At 32.8% G+C, this 15,567-nt stretch carries 15 protein-coding genes; 11 read left to right on the forward strand and 4 right to left on the reverse strand.

From position 1 onward, the window contains the following. Positions 1-112 precede the first annotated feature (112 nt). From RC62_RS21920 to RC62_RS21930, 3 genes are all read left to right on the forward strand, one after another. A complete protein-coding gene (locus RC62_RS21920; protein WP_055098472.1) occupies positions 113-1,246 on the forward strand; it encodes a formylglycine-generating enzyme family protein in 1,134 nt (377 codons plus the stop codon). A 281-nt stretch (positions 1,247-1,527) separates the two neighbouring features. Next, complete coding sequence (pepT, locus tag RC62_RS21925) at positions 1,528-2,805, forward strand: peptidase T (RefSeq protein ID WP_055098474.1); 1,278 nt, start codon at positions 1,528-1,530, stop codon at positions 2,803-2,805. 1 nt (position 2,806) lies between these two features. Next, positions 2,807-3,397: a YdeI/OmpD-associated family protein gene (locus tag RC62_RS21930; RefSeq protein WP_055098475.1), complete on the forward strand. Its 591-nt coding sequence runs from the start codon at positions 2,807-2,809 to the stop codon at positions 3,395-3,397. A gap of 358 nt (positions 3,398-3,755) precedes the next feature. Here RC62_RS21930 and yajC read toward each other — a convergent pair whose 3' ends face one another. The 3 genes from yajC to RC62_RS21945 form a co-directional block, all read right to left on the reverse strand. Beyond that, positions 3,756-4,031, reverse strand: coding sequence for a preprotein translocase subunit YajC (gene yajC, locus RC62_RS21935; protein ID WP_055098477.1), 276 nt, complete (start codon positions 4,029-4,031; stop codon positions 3,756-3,758). Between the two features lie 48 nt (positions 4,032-4,079). Then, positions 4,080-4,991, reverse strand: coding sequence for a transcription antitermination factor NusB (nusB, locus tag RC62_RS21940; protein ID WP_055098618.1), 912 nt, complete (start codon positions 4,989-4,991; stop codon positions 4,080-4,082). A gap of 277 nt (positions 4,992-5,268) precedes the next feature. Further along, on the reverse strand, positions 5,269-6,378 hold the full coding sequence (locus tag RC62_RS21945) for a Glu/Leu/Phe/Val family dehydrogenase (protein WP_055098478.1): 1,110 nt from the start codon (positions 6,376-6,378) through the stop codon (positions 5,269-5,271). 204 nt (positions 6,379-6,582) lie between these two features. Here RC62_RS21945 and RC62_RS21950 point away from each other — a divergent pair, with 204 nt between their 5' ends. The 5 genes from RC62_RS21950 (at position 6,583) to RC62_RS21970 (ending at position 12,550) form a co-directional block, all read left to right on the forward strand. After that, complete coding sequence (locus RC62_RS21950; protein ID WP_055098479.1) at positions 6,583-8,361, forward strand: ABC transporter ATP-binding protein; 1,779 nt, start codon at positions 6,583-6,585, stop codon at positions 8,359-8,361. Positions 8,362-8,429: 68 nt separating this feature from the next. Then, complete coding sequence (locus tag RC62_RS21955) at positions 8,430-8,798, forward strand: PUR family DNA/RNA-binding protein (protein ID WP_055098480.1); 369 nt, start codon at positions 8,430-8,432, stop codon at positions 8,796-8,798. Between the two features lie 88 nt (positions 8,799-8,886). Continuing rightward, positions 8,887-11,148 (forward strand): glycoside hydrolase family 3 N-terminal domain-containing protein, encoded by a 2,262-nt coding sequence (locus RC62_RS21960; RefSeq protein ID WP_055098481.1) that lies wholly within the window; start codon positions 8,887-8,889, stop codon positions 11,146-11,148. Between the two features lie 10 nt (positions 11,149-11,158). Beyond that, positions 11,159-11,983: an alpha/beta hydrolase gene (locus RC62_RS21965; protein WP_055098482.1), complete on the forward strand. Its 825-nt coding sequence runs from the start codon at positions 11,159-11,161 to the stop codon at positions 11,981-11,983. A gap of 21 nt (positions 11,984-12,004) precedes the next feature. Continuing rightward, positions 12,005-12,550, forward strand: coding sequence for an RBBP9/YdeN family alpha/beta hydrolase (locus RC62_RS21970; protein WP_055098483.1), 546 nt, complete (start codon positions 12,005-12,007; stop codon positions 12,548-12,550). A gap of 44 nt (positions 12,551-12,594) precedes the next feature. Here the strand turns inward: RC62_RS21970 and RC62_RS21975 are convergent, their stop codons facing one another. Continuing rightward, positions 12,595-12,930 carry a tRNA-binding protein gene (locus RC62_RS21975; RefSeq protein ID WP_055098484.1) on the reverse strand — a complete coding sequence of 112 codons (336 nt, stop codon included), beginning with the start codon at positions 12,928-12,930 and terminating at the stop codon, positions 12,595-12,597. A gap of 129 nt (positions 12,931-13,059) precedes the next feature. On the opposite strand from RC62_RS21975, the gene RC62_RS21980 reads away from it, so the two are divergent. The 3 genes from RC62_RS21980 (at position 13,060) to RC62_RS21990 (ending at position 15,458) form a co-directional block, all read left to right on the forward strand. Then, on the forward strand, positions 13,060-13,953 hold the full coding sequence (locus RC62_RS21980) for an alpha/beta fold hydrolase (RefSeq protein ID WP_082421347.1): 894 nt from the start codon (positions 13,060-13,062) through the stop codon (positions 13,951-13,953). A 126-nt stretch (positions 13,954-14,079) separates the two neighbouring features. Continuing rightward, positions 14,080-14,634, forward strand: a complete 555-nt coding sequence (locus RC62_RS21985) for a thioredoxin family protein (RefSeq protein ID WP_055098485.1) — start codon at positions 14,080-14,082, stop codon at positions 14,632-14,634. Between the two features lie 428 nt (positions 14,635-15,062). Next, complete coding sequence (locus RC62_RS21990; protein WP_055098486.1) at positions 15,063-15,458, forward strand: GreA/GreB family elongation factor; 396 nt, start codon at positions 15,063-15,065, stop codon at positions 15,456-15,458. The last annotated feature ends 109 nt before the right edge of the window (positions 15,459-15,567 follow it).

Here is a 15,567-nt window from a genome sequence, read left to right on the forward strand (position 1 = left end):
AAATAGAGATTGATAAGGTTATTTTTTTAACTTTATAAAATTTTATCAGAAAATTTATTTCTATAATTTTTATACTAATTAACCTGCCATTTACCACATTAAAATAATTATAATGAAAAATAAAACCTATTGGATATTAGCAATTCTTACGATCTCCATTATTTCAATTGCATATGGTTACAGCACTTTTATTGTTCCCAAACAAAAGTTAGCTGCATTAGATTGTGCTGAAAGTCCAAATCCAGCTGACTCCTCTCTATTTAAACCTACAATAGAAAATAAAAATCGTCCTTCTGCTAATAAAACACCCAAAGGTATGGTGTGGATTCCCGGTGGTGAATTCTCAATGGGAAGCAATGTTGAAGATGAAAGTTTATGCAGTATTAAAGGAGTTACAAAAGATGCCGCACCTATACATCAGGTATATGTAGATGGTTTTTATATGGATAAAACTGAAGTTACAAACGAACAATTTGAAGCTTTTGTAAAAGCTACAGGTTATATAACGTTAGCCGAAATAAAACCAAGTCATGAAGAATATCCTGATGCTCCGTTAGAAAATTTAATTGCAGGATCAGCTGTTTTTACTCCTACTCCCGCAAAGGTAGATCTAAATAACTATATGCAATGGTGGACTTATGTTCATGGTGCAGACTGGAGACATCCGGAAGGAGCCGGAAGTTCTATAAAAGGAAGAGAGAAATATCCTGTAGTTCAGGTTTCATATGATGATGCGGCTGCTTATGCAAAATGGGCAGGAAAACGATTACCAACAGAAGCTGAATGGGAATTTGCAGCACGTGGCGGAAAATCAGGACAACTATATGCCTGGGGAAACACCTTAAAACCAAAAGGCAAATTTCAGGCTAATATATATCAGGGACACTTTCCTATAGAAAAAGGAGATACCGGAGAAGATGGTTATATTGGTATTGCACCAACTGCTCAATTTGAACCAAATCCTTATGGTTTGTATGATATTGGAGGAAATGTATGGGAATGGACAAATGATTGGTATACTGCAGATTATTATGATATTTTAAAACAAAGCGGAAAAGTAGCCAAAAATCCTCAGGGCCCTGAATCATCATATGATCCAGGAGAACCAAATTTACCTAAAAAAGTACAACGTGGCGGATCCTTTTTATGTACAGATCAATATTGTACACGTTATATGGTAGGCACAAGAGGAAAAGGTGATTATAAATCACCGGCAAATCATATTGGTTTTAGATGTGTACAGTAATTTTTCAAAGAAAATTTGCCACGACCCGACTGAAGGGAACAGGCGAAGCAATTTCACTAATTTTCACTCATACAAAAATGCTACGCATGCCTCAATATAAAAATCCAATTTTATGAATTATGATTCGTAAAATTGGATCTTATATTTAAATCAATTCGTGCTAATTTGCGAAATTCTTGGCAAAATTTTTTACTTTTTTTTAAATTGTCCTTTTATGACTTCAGTAATTTTTACTTATCAATCACCTAAATAATTGTTTATATTTGCTAAAAAATAAACAAATGCAACATATTATAGATCGTTTTATCAGTTATGTAACTATTGATACCGAATCAGACCCAAATTCACAAACAACTCCAAGTACAGAGAAACAATGGAATCTTGCCAATAAATTAGTCGAAGAACTAAAAGCAATTGGGTTAGATGACGTTACTATCGATGATAAAGCTTATATAATGGCAACTTTGCCAAGCAATGTAGATCATGAGGTACCAACAATAGGTTTTGTATCGCATTTTGATACATCACCAGATTTTAGCGGAGCAAATGTAAAGCCGCAGATTATTGAGAATTACGACGGAAAAGACATTATCCTAAATGCTGAGAAAAACATCGTTTTATCTCCAAACTATTTTAAGGATTTACTACAGTATAAAGGGCAAACAATTATAACAACTGACGGAACTACTTTGTTGGGTGCCGATGATAAAGCCGGAATTACAGAGATTGTTTCAGCAATGGAATATTTAATTCAGCATCCTGAAATTAAACACGGAAAAATCAGAATTGGTTTTACCCCTGACGAAGAAATTGGTCGTGGCGCACATCATTTTGATGTAGAGAAATTTGGCGCTCAATGGGCTTACACAATGGACGGAAGTCAGATTGGTGAATTAGAATATGAAAATTTTAATGCCGCCGGAGCTAAAATTACTTTTAAAGGAAAAAGCGTTCACCCTGGTTATGCAAAAGGAAAAATGATCAATTCGATGTTGATAGCGAATGATTTTATCAACGAACTTCCAAAAGGAGAAACTCCTCAGGAAACTAAAGGTTACGAAGGTTTTTTCCACGTTCACCACTTAACAGGAAGTATTGAAGAAACAGTTTTAGAATTGATTATTCGCGATCACAACAAAATCAAATTCGAAAAAAGAAAAGATCTTATTGGTAAAATTGCCAAAAAAATTAATAAAAAATTCGCTAAACAATTTGGTGAAGATATTGTAAATGCTGTTGTAAAAGATCAGTATTATAATATGAAAGAAAAAGTACTTCCGGTAAAACATATTGTTGATATTGCCGAAAAAGCAATGAGAGAATTAAACATCAAACCAATCATAAAGCCTATTCGTGGCGGAACTGATGGATCTCAATTATCCTTTATGGGGTTACCTTGTCCGAATATCTTTGCTGGTGGTCACAACTTTCACGGAAAATACGAATATGTTCCTGCAGAAAGCATTCAAAAAGCAACTGATGTTATTGTGAAAATTGCTGAATTGACAGCCATTCCAGGTATATTTGACGCACCGGAAAAGTCTAAAAGAAAAAGATAAAATGCAAGAATCCAGTTCTGATAAAAAACACGTTTGGGACAAAGTCAATAACTGGGAAGAAGAGCTTCTTTTCCTGAAATCAATTATTGACAAAACTGAACTTGTTGAAACCATAAAATGGGGCGCACCTATTTATGTTTACAACAAGAGAAATGTTATTGGAATTGGAGGTTTTAAAAATTATTTTGCCATTTGGTTTCTTAACGGGGTTTTTCTAAAAGATGAAAAAAAGAGGCTAATCAATGCTCAGGAAGACAAAACAAAAGCCATGCGACAATGGCGATTTACTTCAAAAGAAGAAGTAAACGAAAAAGAAGTTTTAGAATATATTCTTGAAGCTATCGAAAATGAAAGACAGGGAAAAATTATAAAACCTGCAAAAAAAGAAGCCATTGTTTCTGAACTTCTTCAAAAAGAAATGGATCAGAATCCTGCTTTAGCTGAAGCTTTTCAAAAATTCAGTCCTTATAAACAATATGAGTTTCTGGAATATATTGAAAGTGCCAAACAGGAGAAAACCAAGCTTTCAAGAATTGAGAAAGTGATCCCAATGATTTTAAATAACCTGGGACTGAATGATAAATACAGATAGAAAATTTAAATTATACATGCTATACTGAGCGTCCCGAAGCTTCGGGAGAAGTATCAAATCACAATAGAGACCTTTGTCAAAGTTAAAACTTTGACAAAGGTTTTTTTATTACACAAAAGCACCCACAATCTTGTAATCCCGAGGAACGAGGGATCTCCGCAAATAGCTCGTCAAAGATTGGCGATTTTGATTGCAGAATTTCTTGTAAAGATCCCTCGTTCCTCGGGATGACATACTTTGTAGAAATACTAATTGAGATTGATTCATTCCTCGCAAACACATAAAATGTGCTAAACAAAAAAAATCCCAAACTCCAGTTTTGGAATTTGGGATTTTAAATATTGTAATTTTAAAAAAATTATGCCTTTTTAGCTAAAGCAGCACTCATTTCCATAGAAATAGCTGAACGCTCAATTTTTAATTTTCCAGACATTGTTTCGATAACAGCACTTGTTTCTGCAAGCTCAACAATTTTACCGTGAAAACCACTTTTAGTTATTATCTTATCACCTACTTTCAGGCTGCTTTCAAATTCTTTTTCGTTTTTTGCTCTTTTTTGTTGCGGTCTGATCATGAAGAAATACAGTACTACAAACATTAGTAAATAAGGAGCAAATTTCATTAAATCTTGCATAGTATTCAGTTTTTATTTTTTGTTATTAATATTTATGTTTTTCAAATTTTACATCAAACCTCTACCTACTTTAATCATCTTTTTATTAGCGGTAAGTTCTTTTACAAGATTATCTAAAATTCCGTTGATAAAAATACTACTTTTTGGCGTAGAATACTCTTTAGCAATTTCTAAATATTCGTTAAGAGTTACTTTTACTGGAATTGAGGGGAATTTTAAAAATTCACAAATTGCCATTTTCAAGATAATGGTATCAATTTCAGCAATCCTTTCGCTATCCCAATTTGGCGTTTTGTCATCATATTCCTTTGCCAAAATAGATTCATTTAAAACTGTTCTTCTGAACAAATCTTTAGCAAAATCCTTATCCTCAACATCTTTATACAATTTTGGCACTCTAAAATCATCAGAATCCTGAGTTTTAATTGCTTTTAATTGCTTAACAATATGAGTATTTACAACCGGAATATCATCAACCCAAGTTAATTTATCATCCTCTAAATATTCATATAATTTTTCGTTAGGAACAATTACATCAGCAAATAAATCAATTACAAATTGTCTGTCTTCCTCAAAAGTATTGGTAGAAGTACTCATGTATTTTGCATACAATTCACTTGATTTTATATCATTTAAAAGTAAGATAATATAATCGTCATTAAGTGACCAGTTGTTGATTTTACGATTTTCTAAAGCAATGCTAAGGGAATTACTTTCAGCAAGGAGTTGAAAAATTTTGTTATTGATAAATTTTTCATTCGGATTACGTTCTGCAGCAGTTGCAAGATGTTTTTTGCTTGACAGATGCAAAAAAACAGATTCTTTTTTGCAAATTTCAATTAATGAAGAAAGCATTATAAGATATAAGTCCTGAATATTATCGATACTATAGAAAAGAAACTTTTCTTCTTTTTCCAGATTATCAGAACCGCTTTGATGCATTGCATAAATGGACTGCATTACTTTAACGCGTATGTGTCTTCTATTTACCACCTTGTAAGAACATTTAAAAATTAGTCTGCAAAAGTATAACTTTTGAGCCATATTTTAAAATTAAAACATGAAAAAATCTTGATTTAGTCACACTTTACAGTCCCAGTATTCATTGATTTAGAAATTATATAAAAAAAGTCGCAGTTTTCAGTCGCAGTTTTCAATCGTAACGCATAAAAAAAGTCCCAGTCTCAATTTTCAAAACTGAAAACTGGGACTGAGACTGTAAACTATAAACTAAAAATTACTTCTTAGCAGCGTTTTCAATTTTTCTTAAATCAATACGATTTTGAGCAATTGTAAGGGCAGCTTTATGAGTTGTCATTCCGTTTTTTACAGCATAATCGATAATCTCTAAAGTAGTATTATAGATATTTTCTGTTTTAGTCATGATTTCAGCTTTACCATAATGCTCTAATTCTGCATAAACATTGATAATACCACCAGCGTTGATCAAGAAATCAGGTGCATATAAAATACCTCTTTCCTGTAATCTTGCCCCATGAATATTTTCATCAGCTAATTGATTGTTGGCAGCACCAGCAATAACCTTAGCTTTTATTTTATTTACAGTATCGTTATTAATAGTTGCTCCCATTGCACATGGTGCATAAATGTCAACATCAGCAGCATATAAATCTTCTCCTGTAAATATTGTTGCGTTGTATTTTTGAGCTACTTCGTATAATTTTTCTTCGTTGATATCACTAATTGTTACGATTGCTCCTTCTTTAGTCAAATATTCTACTAAAGCCTCACCAACGTGACCAATTCCCTGAACCAAAACTTTTTTACCATCTAAAACATCAGTACCAAACTGACTTTTAGCAGCAGCTTTCATTCCTAAATAAACACCATAAGCAGTTATTGGAGAAGGATTTCCTGAACCACCTCTTTCTTCAGAGATACCCGTAACATAAGGAGTTACATCTCTTACGGTGTCCATATCTTTAGTTTCCATCCCAACATCTTCAGCTGTAATATATCTACCACCCAATGAGTGAACAAATTCACCAAACTTGCGCATTAATTCAGGTGTTTTTTGCGTTTTAGCATCACCAATAATTACTGCTTTACCTCCACCGATGTTTAATCCGGTAATGGCAGATTTATATGTCATACCTCTTGAAAGACGCAAAACATCGTTTAATGCTTCCCATTCGGTATTATAGTTCCACATTCTGGTTCCTCCTAAAGCTGGTCCCATAACTGAATTATGAATACCAATAATTGCTTTTAAACCCGTATCTTTGTCATTGCAAAAAACAATTTGTTCGTGATCGTCAAAAGATAACTGACCAAAAACAGGATCCATTTTTTGAAGTTCTTTTCCAGTTGCGAAAGTTGCATCCATAGCGCTACTAATTTATTTGTTAAAATTATGAATTTGTTAAAAAGACTTCTCAAATTTATACAAATAATATACATGTGCTAATTTTTTATCCTTAAAATAACAATTTAACAATCGTTTTGTTTTGATTAAATTATATATTCCGCTAATTTTAATTCACAATAATTTATAAAATCAAAACATTTCATCATTGAATCTCTTAAAAAAATGAAAGAATTAAGCTATTTAAACAAATATTTCATCAAATATAAATATAGTTTCTCTTTAGGAATTTTAATCACCATAATCGCACAAATATTCTCTTTATTTACTCCAAAGCTAATTAGCAAGTCTTTAAACGCAATTGAGAAGTTTGATAAACTGCCCAAAACAGATCAGACATCACAAGTAATTATTGATAGTTATCGTGATGGTTTAATTCATAACGTACTGCTAATCATAGCCACTACAATTGTCGCGGGTTTCCTGACTTTTCTTATGCGCCAGACTTTGATCGTAATGTCCCGTCATATTGAATTTGATTTAAAAAATGAAGTTTTTAAGCAATACGAGAATCTTTCACAAAATTTCTACAAACAAAACCGTACGGGAGATTTAATGAATCGTATTAGTGAAGATGTTTCTAAAGTTCGTATGTATGTTGGCCCGGCGGTAATGTATACCATTAATACTTTTATACGTTTTGCCATTGTTATTATATATATGTATAATGTTTCGCCATTATTGACCTTATATACTATTTTACCTTTACCAATTCTTTCGTATTGTATTTTTAAACTAAGTTCAGAAATCAACAAACGAAGCACCACTTTTCAGCAATATTTATCTAAGGTTTCAAGCTTTTCGCAGGAAATATTTTCCGGAATACGCGTTATTAAAGCATATTCATTAGAAAACCAACATCAGAATAATATGGTAGCTCTTGCCGATGAAAGCAAAAAGAAGAGCTTAGACTTAGCTAAAGTTCAATCTTTATTTGGTCCTTTGATGATTGCCTTAATCGGAATCAGTAATTTGGTGGTAATTTATTTTGGAGGTGTCATGTACATCAACGGAACAATTCCTAATATTGGTACAATTGCAGAGTTCATTTTATATGTAAATATGTTGACATGGCCTGTTGCTTCTTTAGGTTGGGTTTCATCTATGGTTCAGGAAGCAGAAGCTTCTCAAAAACGTTTGAATGAATTTTTAAAAATCGAACCTGAAATTAAAAACGAAAATGAAAATTCATCAGATATTCAAGGATCAATTGCTTTCGAAAATGTGAGTTATACGTATCAGGACACTAATATTGAAGCCTTAAAAAATGTAACTTTTACAGTAAAAAAAGGGGAAACATTAGCTATTTTAGGAAAAACCGGCTCTGGAAAATCAACTATCTTATCCTTAATTTCCCGTTTATATGATGTTACCGACGGAAGAATTACAATTGATCAGAATGAAATTAGCACATTAAATTTGAATGATTTGCGAAACAACATCGGAATTGTTCCTCAGGATGCTTTTTTATTCTCTGACACTATAAAAAACAACATCAAGTTTGGCAATCAAAATGCTACCGATGAAGAAGTAATCGAAGCTGCAAAAAATGCTGTTGTTCATGATAACATCATTGCTTTTAACAAACAATACGACACGATTTTAGGCGAGAGAGGTATTACACTTTCAGGCGGACAAAAGCAGCGTGTATCTATTGCACGTGCAATAATAAAGAATCCGGCAATTTTACTTTTTGACGATTGTTTATCTGCAGTTGATACAGAAACAGAAGAAACAATTTTGAACAATTTATTTGAAATCTGTAAAGATAAAACTACAATAATAGTCAGTCACAGGGTATCATCAGCAAAAAATGCCGACAAAATAATCATTTTAGAAGACGGCAGGATCATCCAACAAGGCTCTCATAATCAATTAATAAATCAGGAGGGATATTATTCGTCATTATATTTAAAACAACTTTCAGAAAAAGAATTACTTTAAATGTTGCGTAATAGATAATTTTTTATGATTTTTGAGTACTATTAATTCCAAAAATGATAGAACGTATTATGAGAGAAAATGACATGTTAGAAAAAGAAGAGATTTTTTCTAAAGTATTACGAGCAGGAAGAAGAACTTATTTCTTTGATGTGAGAGCTACTAAAGCTGATGATTACTATATCACTATTACCGAAAGTAAAAAATTTACTGAAGAAGATGGTTCTTTTCATTTTAAAAAACACAAAATTTACTTGTACAAAGAAGATTTTAGTGCTTTTGCCGAAATATTAGAAGAAATGACTTCGTATGTCTTGAACCACAAAGGCGAAGAAGTAATTTCAGAAAGACATCAAAAAGATTTTAAAAAAGAATATGGTTCTGATAAGCCTGAAACACAAAGAACCAGTTTTACTGATATTGATTTTGACGATATTTAGTCAAAAAATAACTTTTTAAAAGTACGAGTCCAATATGTCCTGCATTTTGGACTTTTTTTATATATTTAAATTAAAAAAGCTAACCTTGATGACACTAACCACAAAACCACATTATTGTTTATTATTTTTTCTCTTTATAATATCAATATCGTACAGTCAAAAAGCGGATTCAAATGTTGAAAAGAAAATTGATAAGATCATAAAAAACATGACCCTGGAACAAAAAATTGGTCAGGCATGTCTTAAAGGAACTTCAAGCCGCAGTAAAGGCTTATCTGATGAACTTAAAAATGATGTTCGAAAAGGTTTAGTTGGTGCCATTTTAAACCTTACAGATCCCAATTTAGTTCTTGAAATACAAAAAATTGCCTTAGAAGAAAGTCCTAATCATATTCCTTTATTATTTGGAAGAGATGTTATTCATGGTTATAAAACTATTTTCCCGATTCCGTTAGGATTAGCTGCTTCTTGGAATATGGATTTAGTCGAAAAAACATCCAAAATTGCTGCTAATGAATCCTATTCAAGATGTATTAATTGGACTTATGCGCCAATGGTCGATATTGCCAGAGATGCCCGCTGGGGAAGAATCGCAGAATCTCCAGGCGAAGATCCTTTACTCGCATCACGATTGGGAGTAGCTTATATTAAAGGTTTTCAGGGAAATAATCCAGCCGTTCCGGGACAAATTTTGGCTTGTGCCAAACATTTTGCTGCTTATGGTGCTGCAGAAGGCGGACGGGATTACAACACCGTCAGCATGTCTGAATCTTTACTGCGAAATGTATATTTAAAACCTTTTGAAGCTGCAGCAAAATCTGGAGCAGCTACTTTTATGAGTTCCTTTAATGACCTTAATGGAGTTCCTGCTTCCGGGAATCGTTTTTTGCTAAAAAAAATACTACGCGAAGAATGGAAATATGATGGTTTTGTGGTAAGCGACTGGAATTCTGTTACAGAAATGATTCCGCACGGTTATGCTGCTGACGAAAAAGATGCTGCACTAAAATCTGCAGCAGCAGGTCTTGACATGGAAATGACCAGTTTATCGTATGCACATCATTTAAAAAACCTGATTGCTGAAAAGAAAATTTCTGAAAAGCAATTGGATGAAATGGTTCGAAATATTCTTCGAATAAAATTCAGAGCCGGAATTTTTGAAAATCCATACTTTAAAGACCGTGAAAAATTTTCATTATTGAGTACTGATGCTTTACATATCGCCAGAATTGCGGCCAGTAAAAGCTGCGTTTTATTAAAAAATGAAAATCAGATTTTACCTTTAAAATCCAATCAAAAAATAGCTGTAATTGGTCCATTGGCAGATGCATCACGAGAACAATTAGGAACCTGGATTTTTGACGGAAATAAAGAAGATTCTAAAACACCGCTAAAAGCATTACAAAATAGTTTTGGGTCAAATAATGTATTTTATTCTGCCGGGCTTTCGCATAGCAGATCTTTATCTGATGAAGGTTTTGAAGCAGCCATCACAGAAGCAAAAAAATCAGATATAATTTTATTTTTCGCCGGAGAAGAAGCCATTCTTTCCGGAGAAGCACATTCCAGAGCAAATATTAATTTACCGGGTTTACAGGAAAAATTAATAGCGGAATTACAAAAAACCGGAAAACCAATTGTATTAGTATTGATGGCCGGAAGACCTATAACTTTAGGAACTGTTTTACCAAAAGTAAACGCCTTAATTATGGCATGGCATCCAGGAACAATGGCTGGTCCTGCAATTTCTGATTTGCTTTTGGGAGTCATAAATCCGTCAGGAAAATTACCTGTAACGTGGCCAAAAGAAGTGGGTCAGATTCCTATTTATTACAATCACCCAAATACCGGACGACCGGCAGATCCAAAAACTTTTGTAGCAATTCAGGATATTCCTGTCGAAGCCTGGCAAAGTTCATTAGGGAATAATTCTCATTATCTTGATGCAGGTTATGAGCCTCAATTTCCTTTTGGATTTGGATTGAGTTATACGACTTTCTCCTATGAAAATTTAAAAATCGAAAAAGCAATTCTTAAAAATAATAATACTGAAAAATTAAACGTATCAGCAATTATTACTAATACCGGGAATACTACCGGAACAGAAACCGTACAACTATATATTCGTGATATTACAGGAAGCATAGTGAGACCAATTAGAGAACTGAAAGATTTTGTACAAATTGAATTAAAACCTCAGGAATCCAAAACCGTACAATTCTCAATTCCGGTTTCGGAGCTTGCTTATTATAATGATAAAATGGAACTTAAAACTGAACAGGGTGATTTTAAAGTTTGGATTGCTTCGCATGCAGAAAACGGTCTGGAAGGTGATTTTAAAATAGAATAAAATTTATGTTATGAAGAAAATAATAGTATTACTTTGTTTTTTTATTGGAGTTTCTTCTTTTGCTCAACAAAAAGAGTACGAAACAAAGTCTAATATTCAATATTACAACACAACAATCAACAAATCCGATAATTATATCAACGAACGTTGTGTTCTTGATATTTACTATCCAAAAAATACTAAAAATTTCGCAACAATAGTCTGGTTTCACGGAGGAGGATTAACGGGAGGAAACAAAGAAATTCCGGAAGCATTGAAAAATAAAGGTTTTGCCATTATTGGCGTTAATTACAGATTATCGCCAAAAGTAAAAGCTGCAAAAGCTATTGAAGATGCAGCTGCAGCTGTGGCCTGGGCATTTAATAATATTGCTAATTATGGCGGTGATACTTCGCAAATTTTTGTTTCAGGACACTCTGCAGGAGGATATTTAGGTTTGATGATTGGTTTAGATAAAAAATGGCTGCAAAAAGAAGGAATCGATGCTAATAAAATCGCAGGACTTATTCCGTTTAGTGGTCAGTGTATTACGCATTTTGAAATTAGAAAAGAAAACGGAATCCCGGAAACACAACCAACTATAGATACTTTTGCACCGTTATATTATGTTCGTGCAGATGCTCCGCCACTTTTACTAATTACAGGAGATCGTGAATTAGAAATGCTCGGCAGATATGAAGAAAACGCTTATATGGCACGTATGATGAAACTGACAGGGCACAAACAAACCAAAATTTTCGAGTTAGATGGTTATGGTCACAATATGACGGAACCTGCATTTCCCTTGCTTTTAAATGAAGTTAACCGAATTATAAAAGAAAAACAAAACAAATAATAGTAATTAAAATCCACGGCAATGGACACACAAATATTAATATTACCCGGACTTGGAGATTCAGGTGAGAAACACTGGCAAACCTTTTGGCATAAAAAATTCAAAAATTCAATTCGACTTGTTCAGGACAATTGGGATGAGCCCGTTCGCGAAGAATGGCTTCAAAGATTGAATGAAGAAGTTGCAAAACTAGACAAACCAACTATTTTAGTAGCGCATAGTTTAGCCGTTTCGCTAGTTTTGCATTGGGCAAAAGAAAATAAAAATCCTAATGTTGTTGGAGCATTATTAGTCGCTCCTGCAGATGTAGATTCGCCTCAGCATACACCAGACATCATTAGGAACTTTTCGCCAATACCTATTTATAAATTACCTTTTCCGTCTATAGTTGTGGCTAGCGAAAATGATCCTTATGCTTCTTTCGAAAGAAAACAATATTTTGCGGAACAATGGGGAAGTGATTTTGTAAATGTTGGTCAACAAGGACACATCAACTCAGATTCAGACTTACAATATTGGGAAGAAGGGCAATTGATATTAAAACAGTTAATTGAAAAAATAAAATAGTTTTCAGTCTCAGTCTCAGTTTTGAACTGAGACTGAAAACTAAATCACCCTATACGCAATCCATTTTCTATTTTAAAATCCGGAGCCAATAAAATAACGTCTCCCTCCTCTCCTACTGCACCAAGAACAAGACATTCGCTCATAAACTTACCAATTTGTTTTTTTGGAAAATTTACTACTGAAACAATTTGACGGTTTAATAAATCTTCTTTTTGATAGCGTTTGGTAATTTGTGCCGATGATTTACGAATACCAATTTCAGCACCAAAATCAATTGTGAGCTGATAAGCCGGTTTTCTTGCTTCAGGAAAATCATTTACTTCTATAATAGTTCCAATACGCATATCGGTTCTTTCGAATTCGTTCCAGGTTAAATCCATTTGTTCTAATTTCTAGTGATTTACAAACCTATTAATTTTGTAATTATTACCACTAATTCTATAACCCTTTTTTTAGTACTACTGCTAATTTTACCTGACAACTTATTAAACTATACTAAAAAATATAAAATGGAAAACACTCTCCTTAATGCCGACCAATCTCTAAGAGATTTTGAATTTGATCTTCAGGAACTAAATACAGACAAATACATCGAAACTGCCAAGAACGTAAGATTATATGTAAAGGATTATGGAAAAGGAAAACCTGTAATTTTAATTCATGGCTGGCCACTTTCTAATGAAATGTGGGAATATCAAATTGATTTTTTAGTTCAGAACAATTACAGAGTAATTGCGTATGATCGTCGTGGATTTGGTAAATCTTCTCAACCTTACGACGGATATGATTATGATACTTTAACTGATGATTTAAAAGAAATTATCGAACAGTTAAATTTAGAAAATGCAACTCTTGTAGGCTTTTCTATGGGTGGTGGTGAAGTTGTTCGCTATTTTAGCCGTTATGGGGGAAAAGGTGTTACAAAAGCAGCGCTGATTTCTTCTGTTGTTCCTTTTTTATTAAAAACCAATGATAATCCTGATGGTCATCCTAAGGAAAAAAGCGAAACTACAGCAAATGCAATCAACGAAGATAGAATAGGATTTGTAGATAATTTTGGAAAAACTTTTTTCGGTATTAATATCATCAACAAACCTCTGAGCACTCCGTTGTTAGAATATTACAGAACTTTATGTTCATTTGCTTCTCCTCGTGCAACATTAAAATGTGCAGAATCTTTTTCGTATACTGATTTTAGAGAAGAACTGGATTTTATAAAAGTTCCAACATTGATAATTCACGGTGATGATGATAAAATAGTTCCTATTGATCTTACCTCAAAAAAGGCCGCAGAAGCAATTCGAGAAAATACTTATATTGTTTATGAAGGAGCTCCACATGGATTATTTTATACAGACAAAGACAAATTGAATACCGATTTACTGAATTTCCTGAATTCATAAAATCATTACTATATCTTAAAAAATATCCAAAGAAGCTTTAATAAACTTCTTTGGATATTTTTTTTATAGTGGTGCATTTTCTTTTACAGAATATTAAAGTTATTTTTGGGTAAATAATTTCTCAAAATGGCACGAACTCTTTCAAATATGTTACCTCTTGGAACAATTGCTCCGGATTTTATATTAAAAGATACTAATTCTAGTAATCAATATTCTTTTGAAGACTTAAAAGGATCAAAAGGTACGTTAGTTATTTTTATTTGTAATCATTGCCCATTTGTACTTCATGTTATTAGAGAAATTGTAATGATTGCCAATGATTATCGTGTTCAGGGAATTGGCGTAATTGCTATTTCAAGTAATGATATTGAAAAATTTCCGCAGGATTCTCCGGAATTAATGACAGAATTTGCTTTTGAGAATAAAATTGATTTTCCGTATTTATTCGACGAAAGTCAGAAAGTTGCCAAAGCGTATGATGCTGCTTGCACACCGGATTTTTACTTATTTGACAATCAGAACCGTTTGTTTTACCGAGGTCAGCTAGACGATTCCAGACCTGGAAACGGAATTCCGCTAAGTGGCAGCGATCTTCGCAGTGCCATTGATGCGCTCCTCTATAACAGAAGCTTAAAAGAACCGCAAAAGCCAAGTATTGGCTGCAATATTAAGTGGAAATAAAAGAAATTAGCTATTTCAAAAAGTTTACCTATCTTTGCAGATCAAATTAATCATTCTCATTTTGAGCACTATAAATATATTTACAGTTTTTATGTTGCTGTTTTCTCTAACGAGAAGACCGCTTACTGCTGTATTTATTTCACATAGTAAGGCCTTTATTAATTAGGCCTCCGTCTATTTCAATTTCTTCTTTCAGGCGGAGGATTTTACCACCATTTAATTATCTATTTTATTTGAAAGAGTAAATCCTCTCTCAAATAATTTTCTGGTTTTCTAAATCAAAAAAATCAAACATACATTTCTATCAATTTCAATTGTACACATGCAATCTGAAATGGTTTTTATGTATATACAAGCCCTGAAAAGAAGCATAAAACACTAATATTCAAATAATAATAATAATAATAATAATAAAACAAAATATAGTTATGAAACCAATACCCACTTTTTGTAAAACAGATTATCAGTTTTTAAGAGAATTGATATTAAAAAGTAAAAATTCAACAAATGCTAAAGAGGCAAATCAGCTTTCTCAAGAACTTGATCGCGCTATAATTAGCAAAGAAAGCGAACTGGATAATTCGATTGTAAAAATCAACTCGTACGTCACTATTGAAGATGTAAAAGCAAAAAAACAAATGAAAATTCAAATCGTTCTACCTTCTTTTGCAGACGTAAAACAAAGTAAAATTTCAATTCTGGCACCTTTAAGTGTTGCTATTATTGGCTTTAAAGAAAATGATGAAGTAGACTGGGAATTACCTGCCGGAATAAAAACTTTAAAAATAGTTGCAGTTAATCATGCGACTGAAAACAATTCTTAATTTTTCAAACACCTCATTCGTGAAGGTGTTTTTTTATGCCCTATTTTAAACAAAAAAACTATCCAATACAACCAGTACTGAATAGTTTTATGAATTTACAACTATAACT

The organism is Flavobacterium aquidurense, assembly GCF_001404985.1.
GTDB lineage: Bacteria > Bacteroidota > Bacteroidia > Flavobacteriales > Flavobacteriaceae > Flavobacterium > Flavobacterium aquidurense_B.